At 61.0% G+C, this 14,466-nt stretch carries 17 protein-coding genes; 6 read left to right on the forward strand and 11 right to left on the reverse strand.

Features of this window, described 5'->3' with window-relative positions; all coding sequences use genetic code 11:
* The 7 genes from ACTIFE_RS19270 to ACTIFE_RS19300 form a co-directional block, all read right to left on the reverse strand.
* Positions 1 to 533 (reverse strand): flagellin N-terminal helical domain-containing protein (locus ACTIFE_RS19270; RefSeq protein WP_439530763.1); only part of this gene is annotated, 533 nt, incomplete at its 3' end.
* A gap of 261 nt (positions 534 to 794) precedes the next feature.
* Positions 795 to 1,955, reverse strand: a complete 1,161-nt coding sequence (locus tag ACTIFE_RS19275; protein WP_439530764.1) for a flagellin N-terminal helical domain-containing protein — start codon at positions 1,953 to 1,955, stop codon at positions 795 to 797.
* Positions 1,956 to 2,216: 261 nt separating this feature from the next.
* A complete protein-coding gene (locus ACTIFE_RS19280; protein ID WP_439530765.1) occupies positions 2,217 to 3,377 on the reverse strand; it encodes a flagellin N-terminal helical domain-containing protein in 1,161 nt (386 codons plus the stop codon).
* 295 nt (positions 3,378 to 3,672) lie between these two features.
* Positions 3,673 to 4,062, reverse strand: coding sequence for a hypothetical protein (locus ACTIFE_RS19285; protein ID WP_439530766.1), 390 nt, complete (start codon positions 4,060 to 4,062; stop codon positions 3,673 to 3,675).
* A 130-nt stretch (positions 4,063 to 4,192) separates the two neighbouring features.
* Entirely contained in the window at positions 4,193 to 4,684 is a 492-nt protein-coding gene (locus tag ACTIFE_RS19290; protein ID WP_439530767.1) for a flagellar protein FlgN, read from the reverse strand.
* Positions 4,681 to 4,995: a rod-binding protein gene (locus ACTIFE_RS19295; protein WP_439530768.1), complete on the reverse strand. Its 315-nt coding sequence runs from the start codon at positions 4,993 to 4,995 to the stop codon at positions 4,681 to 4,683. The genes ACTIFE_RS19290 and ACTIFE_RS19295 overlap by 4 nt, the downstream gene beginning before the upstream one ends.
* Positions 4,995 to 6,119: a flagellar basal body P-ring protein FlgI gene (locus ACTIFE_RS19300; RefSeq protein ID WP_439530804.1), complete on the reverse strand. Its 1,125-nt coding sequence runs from the start codon at positions 6,117 to 6,119 to the stop codon at positions 4,995 to 4,997. The genes ACTIFE_RS19295 and ACTIFE_RS19300 overlap by 1 nt, the downstream gene beginning before the upstream one ends.
* A gap of 282 nt (positions 6,120 to 6,401) precedes the next feature.
* Between ACTIFE_RS19300 and ACTIFE_RS19305 the strand changes: the two genes are divergently transcribed.
* The gene (locus tag ACTIFE_RS19305; RefSeq protein WP_439530769.1) at positions 6,402 to 6,821 is read left to right on the forward strand and encodes a flagellar assembly protein FliX; all 420 of its coding nucleotides are present in this window, start codon (positions 6,402 to 6,404) and stop codon (positions 6,819 to 6,821) included.
* A 152-nt stretch (positions 6,822 to 6,973) separates the two neighbouring features.
* Complete coding sequence (dksA, locus tag ACTIFE_RS19310; RefSeq protein ID WP_439530770.1) at positions 6,974 to 7,390, forward strand: RNA polymerase-binding protein DksA; 417 nt, start codon at positions 6,974 to 6,976, stop codon at positions 7,388 to 7,390.
* Positions 7,391 to 7,662: 272 nt separating this feature from the next.
* Here the strand turns inward: dksA and flgH are convergent, their stop codons facing one another.
* Genes flgH through ACTIFE_RS19330 form a run of 4 tightly spaced genes read right to left on the reverse strand, consistent with a single transcriptional unit; the run spans position 7,663 to position 10,952 of the window.
* The gene (gene flgH, locus ACTIFE_RS19315) at positions 7,663 to 8,409 is read right to left on the reverse strand and encodes a flagellar basal body L-ring protein FlgH (protein ID WP_439530771.1); all 747 of its coding nucleotides are present in this window, start codon (positions 8,407 to 8,409) and stop codon (positions 7,663 to 7,665) included.
* Entirely contained in the window at positions 8,406 to 9,401 is a 996-nt protein-coding gene (flgA, locus tag ACTIFE_RS19320; RefSeq protein ID WP_439530772.1) for a flagellar basal body P-ring formation chaperone FlgA, read from the reverse strand. The genes flgH and flgA overlap by 4 nt, the downstream gene beginning before the upstream one ends.
* Positions 9,402 to 9,412: 11 nt before the next feature.
* The gene (gene flgG, locus ACTIFE_RS19325; RefSeq protein WP_439530773.1) at positions 9,413 to 10,192 is read right to left on the reverse strand and encodes a flagellar basal-body rod protein FlgG; all 780 of its coding nucleotides are present in this window, start codon (positions 10,190 to 10,192) and stop codon (positions 9,413 to 9,415) included.
* Positions 10,193 to 10,211: 19 nt separating this feature from the next.
* On the reverse strand, positions 10,212 to 10,952 hold the full coding sequence (locus tag ACTIFE_RS19330; protein ID WP_439530774.1) for a flagellar hook-basal body complex protein: 741 nt from the start codon (positions 10,950 to 10,952) through the stop codon (positions 10,212 to 10,214).
* A 277-nt stretch (positions 10,953 to 11,229) separates the two neighbouring features.
* Between ACTIFE_RS19330 and ACTIFE_RS19335 the strand changes: the two genes are divergently transcribed.
* The 4 genes from ACTIFE_RS19335 to ACTIFE_RS19350 are packed head-to-tail and all read left to right on the forward strand — an operon-like array spanning position 11,230 to position 14,461.
* Positions 11,230 to 11,730, forward strand: a complete 501-nt coding sequence (locus ACTIFE_RS19335; RefSeq protein ID WP_439530775.1) for a flagellar basal body-associated FliL family protein — start codon at positions 11,230 to 11,232, stop codon at positions 11,728 to 11,730.
* A gap of 9 nt (positions 11,731 to 11,739) precedes the next feature.
* Entirely contained in the window at positions 11,740 to 12,969 is a 1,230-nt protein-coding gene (gene fliM / locus ACTIFE_RS19340; protein WP_439530776.1) for a flagellar motor switch protein FliM, read from the forward strand.
* Entirely contained in the window at positions 12,966 to 13,760 is a 795-nt protein-coding gene (locus tag ACTIFE_RS19345; protein WP_439530777.1) for a DUF6468 domain-containing protein, read from the forward strand. Before fliM ends, ACTIFE_RS19345 begins: the two co-directional genes overlap by 4 nt.
* Complete coding sequence (locus ACTIFE_RS19350) at positions 13,757 to 14,461, forward strand: MotE family protein (protein ID WP_439530778.1); 705 nt, start codon at positions 13,757 to 13,759, stop codon at positions 14,459 to 14,461. Before ACTIFE_RS19345 ends, ACTIFE_RS19350 begins: the two co-directional genes overlap by 4 nt.
* Positions 14,462 to 14,466 lie beyond the last annotated feature (5 nt).

Consider the following 14,466-nt stretch of genomic DNA (forward strand, 5'->3'; position numbering starts at 1 on the left):
GTTGCCAGATCGGCAAGGTTCAGACCGGTCGACGAGGTGGTGTCGGTGAAGTCAACGGCGGAGATGTCGAGTTTCGACGAACCGTTTTCGTTGAAGGTCACCTTCAGGTCATTACCCGTGCCGCCGAGCAGGTTCTTGCCCTTGTAGCCGGAGTCCTTGGCAACAGACTCGATCTGAGTCATCAGCTCGTTGAACTCTTTGGCATACTGCGCGCGCTGGGTCTGGCTCGAAGTCTGCGCAGCCTGGTTCGCCTTCGCCTTGGCAGCATCGACGAGGCCGGAGATCGAGGTGATCCCCTTGTCCGCTGCCTTCAGCGTCTGGACGGTCTGTCCCATGTCATCCAGAAGGGTGCCAAGGTCGCTCGACCGGTTTTCCAGGCCCTTCGCGGTGAAGAAAGAATTCGGATTGTCGAGTGCCGAGTTAACTTTCCGGCCCGTGGAGAGTTTCTCCTGGACGCGGCTCATCATTTCAGATGTGGACTGAAGAGCGGAAAGGTTAGCGCGCACGGCGCTCGAAATGGTGATTCCAGCCATCGTTTTATTCCTTCCTGGGAATATGTTTTATTCAAACCCTTTCTGGGCTCGACATGAAAACACTGCGCTCTAATTGCAAATGAGATGTAAAAAGACTTGGTTAGCGTAATTTAACCTTAACGTGGCTTGAAGGGTTGGAAGTAGTGAATTGCAAAATGCTTCTGGCAGAACGGGTTACGGGCGGCGGAAAAGTAAAACGGCGGACCGATGGCCCGCCGTTTTCCGCGTCTTGTTGTCCGACGCTCTCCCTGTGTAACGAAATCAGAACAGACGCAGCACGTTCTGGTCGGCCGATGCGGCCAGCGACAGGGCCGTGGAGGCCAGGGACTGCTGGGTCTGCAGGGCCAGAAGGTTTGCGCCTTCCTGGTTAGTGTCGGCGAGGGTGAGCTTGCCGGCGCCTTCTTCCAGGGTGTTGATCATGGACTTGGTGAAGTCCTGGCGGTTCTGCACGATCGACAGGTTGGTACCGAAGGTCGAGGCCTGCGAGCGCAGGGTGTCCTGTGCACTCTTCAGCTTCTTCAGGGCCGCGTCGATGTCGCTGTCCTTGGCAAAGCCCGATTCGACCGAGTTGTTGGTGGTCCGATCCGCGAAAGAACCAACTTCCGTGGACGAAGACGACAGGGTGAGCTTGAACTCGGACGTCACCGTCATGGTGTTGGTGGCAAGTGCCGCGCTGACGCCTTCGGTGTCATCGAGGAACTTCTCCAGATCGGCGACAGTGGTCGTTGCCGTGATTTCCAGCTTGCCAACTTCCGCGCCGTTGGTGTCGGTCAGGCTGAGGACATCGCCGGCAGCAAACTCGCTGTCTGCGGTCAGCAGGCTGCCGCCGGTCAGGGCCGTGGTGGCCGTGCCATTGGTCAGCGTGATGGTCGCGGTGCCGCTGGTGCCGGTTGCCAGATCGGCAAGGTTCAGACCGGTCGACGAGGTGGTGTCGGTGAAGTCAACGGCGGAGATGTCGAGTTTCGACGAACCGTTTTCGTTGAAGGTCACCTTCAGGTCATTACCCGTGCCGCCGAGCAGGTTCTTGCCCTTGTAGCCGGAGTCCTTGGCAACAGACTCGATCTGAGTCATCAGCTCGTTGAACTCTTTGGCATACTGCGCGCGCTGGGTCTGGCTCGAAGTCTGCGCAGCCTGGTTCGCCTTCGCCTTGGCAGCATCGACGAGGCCGGAGATCGAGGTGATCCCCTTGTCCGCTGCCTTCAGCGTCTGGACGGTCTGTCCCATGTCATCCAGAAGGGTGCCAAGGTCGCTCGACCGGTTTTCCAGGCCCTTCGCGGTGAAGAAAGAATTCGGATTGTCGAGTGCCGAGTTAACTTTCCGGCCCGTGGAGAGTTTCTCCTGGACGCGGCTCATCATTTCAGATGTGGACTGAAGAGCGGAAAGGTTAGCGCGCACGGCGCTCGAAATGGTGATTCCAGCCATCGTTTTATTCCTTCCTGGGAATATGTTTTATTCAAACCCTTTCTGGGCTCGACATGAAAACACTGCGCTCTAATTGCAAATGAGATGTAAAAAGACTTGGTTAGCGTAATTTAACCTTAACGTGGCTTGAAGGGTTGGAAGTAGTGAATTGCAAAATGCTTCTGGCAGAACGGGTTACGGGCGGCGGAAAAGTAAAACGGCGGACCGATGGCCCGCCGTTTTCCGCGTCTTGTTGTCCGACGCTCTCCCTGTGTAACGAAATCAGAACAGACGCAGCACGTTCTGGTCGGCCGATGCGGCCAGCGACAGGGCCGTGGAGGCCAGGGACTGCTGGGTCTGCAGGGCCAGAAGGTTTGCGCCTTCCTGGTTAGTGTCGGCGAGGGTGAGCTTGCCGGCGCCTTCTTCCAGGGTGTTGATCATGGACTTGGTGAAGTCCTGGCGGTTCTGCACGATCGACAGGTTGGTACCGAAGGTCGAGGCCTGCGAGCGCAGGGTGTCCTGTGCACTCTTCAGCTTCTTCAGGGCCGCGTCGATGTCGCTGTCCTTGGCAAAGCCCGATTCGACCGAGTTGTTGGTGGTCCGATCCGCGAAAGAACCAACTTCCGTGGACGAAGACGACAGGGTGAGCTTGAACTCGGACGTCACCGTCATGGTGTTGGTGGCAAGTGCCGCGCTGACGCCTTCGGTGTCATCGAGGAACTTCTCCAGATCGGCGACAGTGGTCGTTGCCGTGATTTCCAGCTTGCCAACTTCCGCGCCGTTGGTGTCGGTCAGGCTGATGACATCGCCGGCAGCAAACTCGCTGTCTGCGGTCAGCAGGCTGCCGCCGGTCAGGGCCGTGGTGGCCGTGCCATTGGTCAGCGTGATGGTCGCGGTGCCGCTGGTGCCGGTTGCCAGATCGGCAAGGTTCAGACCGGTCGACGAGGTGGTGTCGGTGAAGTCAACGGCGGAGATGTCGAGTTTCGAGGTGCCGGTTTCGTTGAAAGTTACCGACAGGTCGTTGCCCGTGCCGCCGAGCAGGTTCTTGCCCTTGTAGCCGGAGTCCTTGGCAACAGACTCGATCTGAGTCATCAGCTCATTGAACTCTTTAGCATACTGCGCACGCTGGGTCTGGCTCGAAGTCTGCGCGGCCTGGTTGGCCTTGGCCTTGGCGGCATCGACGAGGCCGGAGATCGAGGTGATCCCCTTGTCTGCTGCTTTCAGGGTCTGAACGGTCTGGCCCATGTCATCCAGAAGGGTGCCAAGGTCACCGGCGCGGTTGGAAAGGCCCTGCGCGGTAAAGAAAGAATTCGGGTTGTCGAGCGCCGAGTTGACCTTCTTGCCCGTGGAGAGCTTCTCCTGGACCTTGCTCATCATCTGCGACGTGGACTGCAGAGCCGTGAGGTTGTTTCTCACCGCGCTTGAAAGTGTTACTCCTGACATTTTTTTGTTCCTTCTGGTTTGCGCCTGTCATCCTTTCTGAATGACGAAGAAACAATTGCCGGAAAGAACTGTATTACTTGTAAACCAACATGGTTTCTCGAATTTAAGTTTAAATATATGTAAATTGAACTGATTTCTGTACTTTTTATTTACATTAAATTCCTTGGTAAATATTCTATTGCGTGGTGTCGGCGCTTGAGGATTTGCGCCAACTTGCAGGGCGCAGCTGGTAAACGAAAGGCCCTCGCGCCGGGTGGCGGAGGGCCTTTCGTTGAGAGAGCAGGCAGGCGAGGGGTCAGGCGGTCCTGATGACGCTCGCCTTCCTGTCCTGATTTTCCTGATTGTCGGTCGAGATCGCGTAGGCACGCAGCCGGCGCAAGGTCTCGCTGGGCACCTGTGTCACGACCTCGCCAGATTCCCGATCCATGGCAACATAGATCAAGGACTGGCTTTCCGGGTCGAGCTTGTTCTTGCGCACGAGGTCACGCAACTGCTGGCCGCCAACCGGACCCTGGTTGCGTTCTTCCTTCGCCGGACGCTGGGCCGAACTCTCCCCAGACGGGGTTACCGTCTTGGCGACATCATTGTCTGTCTTCGCTGCGGGTTCATTGCGTTGCGGCGCCCGCGTTTCCGGCGTGATTGCCGTGTAGGTCGGCAACGGCGACCGGATCACTCCTGTGTCCATGGCAGCCTCCTCGGGGTGTCTGATTCTGGACCCGATGCTACCTTCTAACGTTACGGCAAGGATGTGAATCCGACGTTAACGGAAAGGTTAGAATTGTCCCGAAGCGGCGTTTTTTCTGATTCGCTTCTGGTCAGAGGGATCGGTTGACGGCGATGCCCTCTGCCGCCCGTGCCGGTGCAGGCGCTGCACCGCCTGGCCCGTAGGTGGTGGTCCGTTGTCTTGCGCCAACCGCGCGGGCGACCGTGTTGACGATGCCGTTGGTCACTTCCCGGGCGGTGGCCAGTACGGCGAGATTGATGCGCAGCACCGGCTGGAACTCGGCGTGCTGCCGGCGCAGGGCCTGCACGGCCACAGGGGCCAGGTTGCCAAGGGCGACCGAGTGCTCCTTCGCATAAAGGACGCCCTGGGTGTAATGGTGGATCAGCACCGCCTTTTCGCCCTGAAGGTCGCCAGCAGCGCGCAGATGGCCCTCGCGAACGAGATCTGTCTCCTGCTCAATCACCTCCAGCAGCCGTTCCATGGTCCGGCGAACGGCATTGCAGAAGTTTTCTGCTTCCTGCCGGCTCGTCGGACGCTCGATGGCGAAGGGCAGGGCAACGGTGGTTTCGGCCTGTTCACTCACTGGGAATTCTCCTGAAGGGCCAGCAGCTCGCGTTCGACGGTCGCGGCAATGCCGATACCGCCGCGCGCTGCGATGTTTTTTGCAAATTCGTCGATAAGGAGGCCTTGCCAGGTTTCAGATCCCTGGCCGCCGCCCCATGCGCCGCCTTCCTCGATGCCGGTGAACATGGACTGCAGCATGGTGTTGAGAAAGACAGCCTCGTAAGACTGGGCGGCTTGTTTCACCTTGGCCTTTGCGGCGTCCTGCGCACCGCCGAGTGTGGAGGCTTGCAGGGAGCGCAGGGTCGGGACGGCGTCATTGGCGGTGAACATTACAGCGCCTCGATTTCTGCCTGCAGGGCACCGGCGGCCTTGATGGCTTGAAGGATGGAGATCATGTCGCGCGGTCCGATCCCGAGCGCATTGAGCCCGTTCACGAGTTCCTGCAGCGTTACGGTTTCTTTCAGGATGGCGAGCTTCTTGTCGGCGTCCGTGTCGACTGCAACGTCGGTGCGTGGCACGACGGCAGTTTCCCCATTGGCGAAGGGCAACGGCTGAACGACCTCCGGGGACTCCGCGATGGTAACCGTGAGGTTGCCCTGTGCGACGGCGACAGTGGAGACCTTGACGTTCTGTCCCATGACAATAATGCCGGAGTTTTCGTCGATGACGACCCGCGCCGGCATGTCCGGTTCGATGATCAGCTGTTCAATGTCAGTCAGGAGATCGACAATATTGCCGTCGTAGTCTCGTGGCAGGTCGATCCGGACAGTTGCCGGATCCATCGGTTCTGCTGTGGGCAAGCCGATCAGTTCGTTGATGGCCAGGGCAATGCGGCGCGATGTGGTCAGGTCCGGGTTGCGCAGGGCCAGGCGCACGGTGGTCAGGCCGGCCAGCTTGAATTCAACTTCCCGCTCGACGAGGGCCCCGTTTGCTATCCGTCCGGAGGTCGGCACGCCGCGCACAACAGCTGCGGCATCGCCCTGCGCCGAGAAGCCGGCAATGGCGACAGATCCTTGCGCAATCGCGTAGACCTCACCGTCGGCGCCCATCAGGGGTGTGACCAGCAAGGTGCCGCCCTGTAAACTGTCGGCATCTCCAAGCGCGCTGACGTTGACATCGATGCGTGTGCCCTGGGTGGAGAATGGCGGCAGGTTGGCCGTCACCATGACCGCAGCGACATTGTTGGTGTTGAGATCGACGCCGCGGGTGTTGACGCCAAGCCGCTCCAGCATTGCCTGCAGGCTTTGCCGGGTGAACGGGGCGTTGCGCAGGGAGTCTCCTGTGCCATTCAGGCCAACCACCAGACCATAACCAATGAGCTGGTTTTCACGGATCCCCTCGAAGTCGGAGATATCCTTGATGCGAGAGGCAGCCGTGGCCGCAGAGGCGAGACACGCCAGCAGGACGAAAACGGCGCCGAAGCGGAACAGGTTGGCAGGCGTCATTCGGGTCAATCCGGACATGAGGTTTTGCCCGTCCTATGCGAGAGCCGTGCCACATTCTGCGCTGTCAGCCGAAAACTGTCTTAAGTCACTGTAAGATTGGGTTAATTTTTCTTTAAGGTTGGCCGGATGCGTCTGGCAGGGGATTGTCAGGCCAGCATGCGACGGCAAAAGTTGCCGGGGCAAGGGGGATGCCGTAGTCTTGCCGGGAAGAAAATGACAGGTGCGCGGGTAACTGAACGCAGCCGACCGGCGGCCAGAGGTCGGCACGCACCTCCGTTGAAGGTCGGCTTCATGCGCATCACAGGCAATCCCCCCATTTCCACGGTGCAAGGCAAGGGCGGCAAGAAGCGCACGGGCAGCAGCGGCGATGGGTTCTTCCTGACCTCGGACACCGAATCGGCGTCGGTATCCACGACGAGTTCTGCATCCGGGCTGGGCGGCATCGATGCCTTGCTGGCGTTGCAGGAAGTTCAGGTCCAGCCTGACAACCGGGACATCGCAGGCAAGCGTGGCCATTCGCTGCTGGATGCACTGGACGCGCTCAAGGCGGATCTGCTCGCCGGATTGGTGCCAGATGGCCGTCTGGAGGACATGGCAAGCACCCTCAAGGACCGGGTTCCAAGCGGTGATGATCAGCTCGACAGCGTCATCGACGAGATCGAACTTCGTGTCCGGGTTGAACTGGCCAAGCTCGGCAAATTCGACGAGTGAGCCGGCAAAGCGAATGCCCGGACCTCGGGTCATTAAGCTTAACTATCTGAAATCAAAATCAAAATCGTTTGAACTTTTTTCAAGGACAGCCGTTGTACGGGCGGTCCGTAAGGAATATATTGCGCCCGTCCTAACGGTAACCGGAGTTTTCGATGACGGTTGAACTTGAGTCTGATTATCGACCTTCCGAGGACGAGCCGTTCATGAATGATCGGCAGCGTGACTATTTCCGCAACAAACTGATTGCCTGGAAAGAGGACATCTTGCGGGAAAGCCGCGAGACGTTGGCGCATCTTCAGGAAGAAAGCACGAACCACCCGGATTTCGCCGACCGGGCCTCCTCGGAGACGGACCGTTCCATCGAACTGCGTGCCCGTGACCGCCAGCGCAAGCTGATCTCCAAGATCGAAGCTGCGCTTGAGCGCATCAATGACGGCAGTTACGGTTACTGCGAGGAAACAGGAGATCCGATCTCGGTGAAGCGTCTCGATGCCCGTCCGATCGCGACCCTGTCCATCGAGGCACAGGAAGCTCACGAGCGCCGCGAGAAGGTCTATCGCGACGATTGACCTGATAATCAGCGATTGAATTTCATGAGGCCCCGGACGTTAAACGTCCGGGGCTTTTTTTGTTTGCAGTCTCGCTGCGCGGGCCGTGGGGAGCGGCCTGTGCTGGATCGGCAGATGAGAACGGGCACGGCGCTCGGGGAGCGAGACGCCGTGCCCGTCGTCAGGCGACCTGAAGCTCGAGTTCTTCAGGTCGCCCGGGGGACTGTGATGTCGGAGGAGGAGAGGAGCGGAACGTGCCAACGCCGGCGCGCTGGCCCGGTGCCGGGCAGTGGTCAGAACGGCAGGATGATATCCATGACCTGGGCGCCGTAGCGTGGCTGCTGAACATCCGTGATCTGGCCACGGCCACCGTATCCGATGCGGGCTTCTGCAATCTTCTCGCTGGCGATGGTGTTGTTGGCCTGGATGTCCTGCGGCCGTACGACACCGGCAACGACCAGTTCGCGAACTTCGAAGTTCACGCGGACTTCCTGGCGGCCTTCGATGACGAGATTGCCGTTGGGCAGGACCTGGGTGACCACGGCAGCGACGGTGGTCTGCAGGGTTTCCTTGCGGTCGATGGTGCCGTTGCCGGAGAAATTTGAAGAACCGTTGAGTGTCGCCAGATTGCTGGCGCTGACACCGGCCGGCAGGAACACCGTATCGATCGCCGTGCCGAGGGCCCCGCCGGCACCGGCGGAATCTGATCCTGTGCGGGAACGTTCGGTCTGGTTGTCGAACTGGGCCCTATCCGAGATCGTCACCATGACCGTCAGCAGATCGCCAACGCGGCTTGCCCGCTGGTCTTCGAAAAAGGCGCGGTTGCCGGATTTCCAGAGCGAATTGGCGTTGTAATGCGCGGGCTGCGGAGCCGGCATCGGCATCTGCACCGGTCGGTAGCCCGGCATCGTCGTCGGGTCCTGGATGGCGTTGAGCGCGGGCTGCTGGCCAACCTGGGACAGCCGGTCGGCAGCTCCGCAGGCAGCAAGGCTCAGGCCGAGGGCCGTCAGGGTGAAGGCGGTGGAGAGGGAGCGGATCACTGGGCGATCTCCTGGGCCGGAGTTCCGTTGAGGGCGGCGACGGTGCGGGGCGGGGTTCCGACCCGAACCTGGCCGCGGCCGAGAACAGTTCCGGTGACGGTCCGGCGGGACTGGATGTTCATGATGTCGATGAGGTCGCCGGCCGCGCCGCTGGCCATGGCCTGGCCTTTGGTCGTCAGGCGCATGGCACCGATTTCATAGACAAGCGTGACCTGGTCGCCCCGGGCAATGAGCTGGGGCCGTTCGAAGTCGGTGCGCGACAGCGGTCGTCCGGGCCGCAGGTTGTTTCTCGCCGCAAGTCCCGCAATGTCTGACACATCGGTCAGCGAGCGGGCAGGCACCCGGCTGCGCGGCAGGCGGAGCGTCGTGACGTCCTCCGGCTTGATCAGTTGTCCCTTGTCCAGCGGTTGCGCCAGGGTCAGGACGGATGCCATTTCGCGGGCGGTGCCCGTCAGGACGAGCTTGCGCGGACCGGACGCGCCCACGAGTTCGACGGTCATGTCGAAACGCCCGTCATTGCGGGACCAGACCATCTGCTCGAGGCGGATCGGGTCAGAGGCGGCCGGGTCGACGTGGGTAGTCTGCGGGTTGCGCATAAACAGGACATCGAGATCGGCGGCGGAGACGTCCGGGTTCTGTGCCGCGATGGCGTCGGCCACCATGGCCGACAGGCGGCCGGCATCCATGACGATCGACTGGCGCTCGACCAGGACATCGCGCAGGCCGTCGGTGCCGGCGCCGGCAAGGCCAGCTGCCCGTGCCCTCTCGGCGACCACACCCGCCTCGACTCGCCCGCTCTGGCCGAGATCGGGGGAGCGGAACAGCGGAACACCGGCCAGCAGCCCGGCATTGGAGTAGAAATCGCCAACGGTGACGACGTCCGAGTTGATGGTGACCTGCGACCGCAGCACGGGAGTGCCAAGCGCGAAGGCAGGCAGTCCGGCGAGGGCCGCGCCCAGGAGAGCGAAGGCCGCGAAGAGGATATGACGCATCAGTCCCTCCCTTACCGGATGTTCGTCGTGGTGGAGTACATGTCGTCCGCAGCCTTGATGACGCGCGAGTTCATCTCGTAGGCGCGCTGGGCGGCGATCAGGTCGGCGATCTCCGACACGGCCTCGACATTGGCCATTTCAAGGAAGTTCTGCTGCAGGCTGCCGTAGCCGTCCGTATCTGGATTGCCGACCTGGGCTGCGCCGCTGGCTTCCGTTTCCAGGAACAGGTTGTCGCCGACGGCTTCAAGGCCGGACTTGTTGACGAAGCGGGCGGTCTGGATCTGGCCAAGCTGCTGAGCCACACCGCCGACAAGGGCCTGGACCGCGCCTTCTGCCGAGATGGTGACATCCCGCGCATCCTGCGGGATCACGATGCCTGGGAGAATGGTGTAGCCGTCGATGGTCACCAGCGTCCCGTTCGCATCGCGCTCGAAGGAGCCATCGCGGGAATAGGCCGTGGTGCCATCGGGCATCTGGACCTGGAAGAAGCCTTCGCCGCGAATGGCGACGTCGAGCTCTTTGCCGGTCTGCTGCAGGTTGCCTTGGCTCATGATGCGGGCAGTGGCGGCGGTCTTCACGCCCGAACCGATCTGCACGCCGGTCGGCACGATGGTGCCATTGGCCGAGGTGTCCGTGCCCATGCGGCGCAGGTTCTGATAGAGCAGATCCTGAAAGTCGGCGCGCTGGCGCTTGTAGCCCGTGGTCCGCATGTTGGCCACGTTGTTGGAGATGACTTCGACGTTCAGCTCCTGGGCCTTCATGCCCGTCGCGGCAATATGGAGTGCTTTCATCAGTCAGTTCTCCTGCCGGTCAGGCCTGGCTCGAGCCGAGGCGTTCGATGGCCTGGCGGGCCAGGTCATCGGTGTCCTTGAGCATCTTGGTCACGGACTCGTATTTGCGGGTGATCTCGATCATGTCGGCGATTTCAACGACGCCCTGGACGTTGGAGTTTTCCAGCCCGCCCTGGATCACGCGCACCCGGCCAACCGGCTGCGGGTTGTCGTAGGTCACGAGGTTATTGCCGATAGCGATGGCGTTCTGTGGCAGGTCCAGCTCGACAAGCCGCAGCCGGCCTCGCGCACCAAGGCGCGTCGAGATGGTGCCGTCATCGGAAATCGTGATGCTTCCATCTTCCGGCGTAAAGCTGATCGGGCCCCCTTCGGTCAGGACCGGGCGCCCTTCGGATGTGACCAGCTGGCCGACATTGTTCAGATGAAAGGCGCCATTGCGCGAATAGGCCTCGGTGCCATCTTCCATCTGGATCGCAAACCAGCCGTCGCCATCGACAGCGATATCGAGCTCGTTGCCGGTGAGCTGGATGCTGCCGGCAAGGAAGTTGGTGACGGTGCGGGAATCCTGAACATAGGACAGTTTCAGGTCGCCCCGCGGAAACGCGGTCGCCTCGGCGACCGGCATGATGAATTCCTCAAAAATCAGACGCTTTGCCTTGAAGCCGGATGTGTTGAGGTTCGCGATGTTGTTCGCGGTCACGTCCATCTGGCGTCGCAGGGTGATCTGACGCGACAGGTTGATTAACTGCGCGTTTTCCATGTTAACGATTCCTTATGCTCCCCGAGGGACGCCAGACCTCCCCAGGCCTGCCGTCCGACCCTATGTAAGCAGGGAACGTGCCAAGTCTAAGATCGTTGAAAAACAACGATATTTTTCTGGCCGACATCGGCGCTCGGCAAATAGGTGAGGAAAAAGTTAACCAGTCGGCAAGAGCTGCCGGGTGATGGGTTAAGGGTTTGGTAACCACTCGTTAACCATTAACCCTTTAGAAACCATTTACGCGCGCGTGACTGGTGCGAGGCAGGCGGGGCATTTTATGGCGGCTGAAGCTGAGGCCGACGGCGAAGACGGCGCAGAAGGCGCGAAGGGCGGCGGCAAGAAGAAACTCATCATCATCGGGGCCGGTGCGCTTGTTGCGCTGCTTGCCATCGGCGGAGGTGCGTATTTCTTCCTGTTCTCCGGTGGTGAAGAGGCCCAGTCCGACCCAGGTGCGCCGCCGGTACAGGCGCAGAAGCCGGTGATGTTCTTCGAACTGCCGGAAATGACCGTGAACCTGTCGACGACCGGGCGGGCCACCTACTTGAAGGTTCGGATCGCGCTGGAAGTTGATGACCAGGGGACGATCGACCGGATCACCCCGTTGCTGCCGCGTATTCTGGATGCCTTCCAGATTTACTTGCGCGAGTTGCGTCCGGCGGATCTCGAGGGATCTGCCGGCCTGTTCCGGCTCAAGGAAGAACTGCTTCGGCGCATCAACATGTCGGTCTATCCGGCAAAGGTGAATGCGGTGCTGTTCAAGGAAATCCTGATTCAGTGATGGTGCGGCATGGCTGACGATGATGATGATCTGAGTGATGCCGATCTGGCGGATGCCTGGGGCGCTGCCCTGGCTGAGCAAGGTGTTGGCGACGACGATGATGACCTGGCATCGGCCTGGGGCGCAGCGCTGGAAGAGCAGGGCGTCGGCAACGCAGACGACATGGCGGCCCAATGGGCTGCGATGATCGATGACAGCGAGCCGGAGCTTGAGAATGCGACGCGCGGTGCCGACCGTGTCCTGAACCAGGAAGAAATCGACAACCTCCTCGGCTTCAACATCGAGGATACGATTGCCGGCGACCAGAGCGGCATCCGCGCCCTGATCAACTCGGCGATGGTGTCCTATGAACGCCTGCCGATGCTGGAAATCGTGTTCGACCGCCTTGTGCGCCTGACCACGACGTCCTTGCGCAACTTCACGTCTGACAACGTTGAAGTCTCGCTGGATTCGATTTCCTCGGTCCGTTTTGGCGACTACCTCAATTCGATTCCGTTGCCGGCAATTCTTGGCGTGTTCAAGGCCGAGGAGTGGGACGGGTTCGGCCTGGTGACCGTCGAGTCGAGCCTGATCTACTCGATCATCGACGTGCTGCTGGGTGGCGGGCGTGGCACCACCGGCATTCGTGTCGAGGGTCGTCCTTACACGACCATCGAGGTGAACCTCGTCCGGCGCATGCTCGAACTGATCCTGGCGGATGCACAGCAAGCCTTTGCGCCGCTGTCCCCGGTTCACTTCAACCTGGAGCGCCTGGAAACCAACCCGCGCTTTGCAACGATCTCGCGCCCGGCCAATGCGGCCATCCTTGTCGAACTTCGCATCGACATGGAGGACCGTGGCGGCACCATCGAGATCATGATGCCCTATTCCACGCTCGAGCCGATCCGCGATCTGCTCCTGCAGATGTTCATGGGTGAGAAGTTTGGCCGGGATCCGATCTGGGAAGGGCACCTTGCCAGCGAAATCCATGCTGCCGAACTCGAGGTCGATGCGGTCCTTTACGAGACATTCCTGCCGCTTGGGCGCGTGCTCAGCTTCGATGTTGGCCAAACCCTCGTTTTCAATGTGGAACCTACCGATCCGATCACCATCAAATGCGGCAATGTGGCGCTCACGGAGGGTACACTCGGGCGGGTCGAGGATTCGATCGCGATTCGGGTCACGCGAAGTCTCAAGCGGCCGAAGATGACGCTTGCTGCCTTTGAACGCGCGATGCAGAAGGAAATGGAAAGCACATGAGCCCCCTGCCAATCGGAATGATCATCGAGAGCCTGGTGGCGGTCCTTCTTGTCGTCACCATCGGCTATTGCTGGATCCTGAATCGTCGGCTGCAGCGGCTTCGCGCTGACGAGGAGACCCTTCGTGCCACGATCTCCGAGCTGATTACTGCTACGGAAATTGCCGAGCGTGCCATTCTCGGCCTCAAGGCTACCGCAAACGAAGCTGACAAGACCCTCGGCTCGCGCCTGTCCCAGGCCGAGCAGATGTCCAAATTGCTGGCCGATCAACTCGGCGAGGGCGAGCAGGTGCTGGCCCGGATCGCGCAGATCGCCGAGGCAGCACGCACGGCGCATACGGCCGAGGCATCACGACGCGTGGCCGAAGATCAGGCTGAAGTTGCCCGCTCTGCTGCGCAGGCCGCCCAGGCTGCTGCTGTCCATGCCACCCGTCCTGTGGCCGGCGGGGCGCACCAGCCCGCCTATGCTCCGGCGCGTGCCGCAACTCAGGGATATGCTGCGCCGCAAGCGCAGCCGCGGCCGACCGCCCCGGCCTATCAACCCTCATCCGGCAGCCAGTTCCGGCAGCCAATGTCCCAGTCTGTCGCCCAGACGGCAGCCCAGCAAACTGGGCAAACGCAGGCCCAGGCTCACGGTCAGCCAGCCGGCGGGCAGGCTCCATCCGTGCAGCCGACAGCGCCGATGGGCCAGCCGCAGGCTGGAGTATCAACACGTGACATCCGGGCTGCTGCAGCTGAAGCTACGGCCCGGCTCGAGCGGTTCCGCAAGAAGTCGGCGGAGGCTGCAGCGTGACACTTCGCCTGCTTCCTATTGTCGGCATTGCAGCCAGCGCTCTGCTGGCTCTGAAGGTGCTCGGGCTTGTGCTCGGGCATCCGACGACAGTCTTGCCGATTCAGGAAGCCCAGGCGCAGGCCCCTGCCGCCAACCAGACACCTCCTCCGGGCGCGGCGCAGCCCCCGGCGGACGGTGCTGCCCCACCCATTGATCCGTCAGCAAGCGCCGTACCGCCGCTGGCGGGGACAGACGAGATGGAAATTGGCGGATCTGCCGCCGAACGGGCCGTTCTTGAAAGTCTTGGCAACCGGCGCCGGGCGCTGTCCGACCAGGAGGGACAACTGGACCTGCGCGAAAAGCTGCTGCAGGCAACAGAGGACCGTGTGCAGCAGCGGGTTGACGAACTGAAGGCGCTTGAACAGAAAATCGAGCAGGTCGTCGAAGAAAAGCGCAAGCAGGAAGAGAGCGAAGTCGCCGGTCTCGTGGTCATGTATGAAAACATGAAGCCAAAGGATGCGGCGCGGATTTTCGACCGGCTGGAACTGGAGATCCTTCTCAAGGTCGTGCGGCAGATGAAGCCGCGCAAGATGGCAGATATTCTGGCGAAGATGAGCCCTGAGTCAGCGGAAAAGCTGACGGTGGCCATTGCCAGCGGCGATCCGAACAAGCCGGCTGATCCGGCCGGCCCTGCCCAGCTTCCGAAGATCGGCTCAAATTGAGGGAT

It is taken from the genome of Pannonibacter sp., assembly GCF_051860505.1.
Classification (GTDB): domain Bacteria; phylum Pseudomonadota; class Alphaproteobacteria; order Rhizobiales; family Stappiaceae; genus Pannonibacter.

Bases quoted from the DNA above. Each gene is read 5' to 3' on its own strand.
- ACTIFE_RS19275 (WP_439530764.1), bottom strand. From the start codon at position 1,955: ATGGCTGGAATCACCATTTCGAGCGCCGTGCGCGCTAACCTTTCCGCT.
- ACTIFE_RS19280 (WP_439530765.1), bottom strand. From the start codon at position 3,377: ATGTCAGGAGTAACACTTTCAAGCGCGGTGAGAAACAACCTCACGGCT.
- ACTIFE_RS19285 (WP_439530766.1), bottom strand. From the start codon at position 4,062: ATGGACACAGGAGTGATCCGGTCGCCGTTGCCGACCTACACGGCAATC.
- ACTIFE_RS19295 (WP_439530768.1), bottom strand. From the start codon at position 4,995: ATGTTCACCGCCAATGACGCCGTCCCGACCCTGCGCTCCCTGCAAGCC.
- ACTIFE_RS19305 (WP_439530769.1), top strand. From the start codon at position 6,402: ATGCGCATCACAGGCAATCCCCCCATTTCCACGGTGCAAGGCAAGGGC.
- dksA (WP_439530770.1), top strand. From the start codon at position 6,974: ATGACGGTTGAACTTGAGTCTGATTATCGACCTTCCGAGGACGAGCCG.
- flgA (WP_439530772.1), bottom strand. From the start codon at position 9,401: ATGCGTCATATCCTCTTCGCGGCCTTCGCTCTCCTGGGCGCGGCCCTC.
- flgG (WP_439530773.1), bottom strand. From the start codon at position 10,192: ATGAAAGCACTCCATATTGCCGCGACGGGCATGAAGGCCCAGGAGCTG.
- ACTIFE_RS19330 (WP_439530774.1), bottom strand. From the start codon at position 10,952: ATGGAAAACGCGCAGTTAATCAACCTGTCGCGTCAGATCACCCTGCGA.
- ACTIFE_RS19335 (WP_439530775.1), top strand. From the start codon at position 11,230: ATGGCGGCTGAAGCTGAGGCCGACGGCGAAGACGGCGCAGAAGGCGCG.
- fliM (WP_439530776.1), top strand. From the start codon at position 11,740: ATGGCTGACGATGATGATGATCTGAGTGATGCCGATCTGGCGGATGCC.
- ACTIFE_RS19345 (WP_439530777.1), top strand. From the start codon at position 12,966: ATGAGCCCCCTGCCAATCGGAATGATCATCGAGAGCCTGGTGGCGGTC.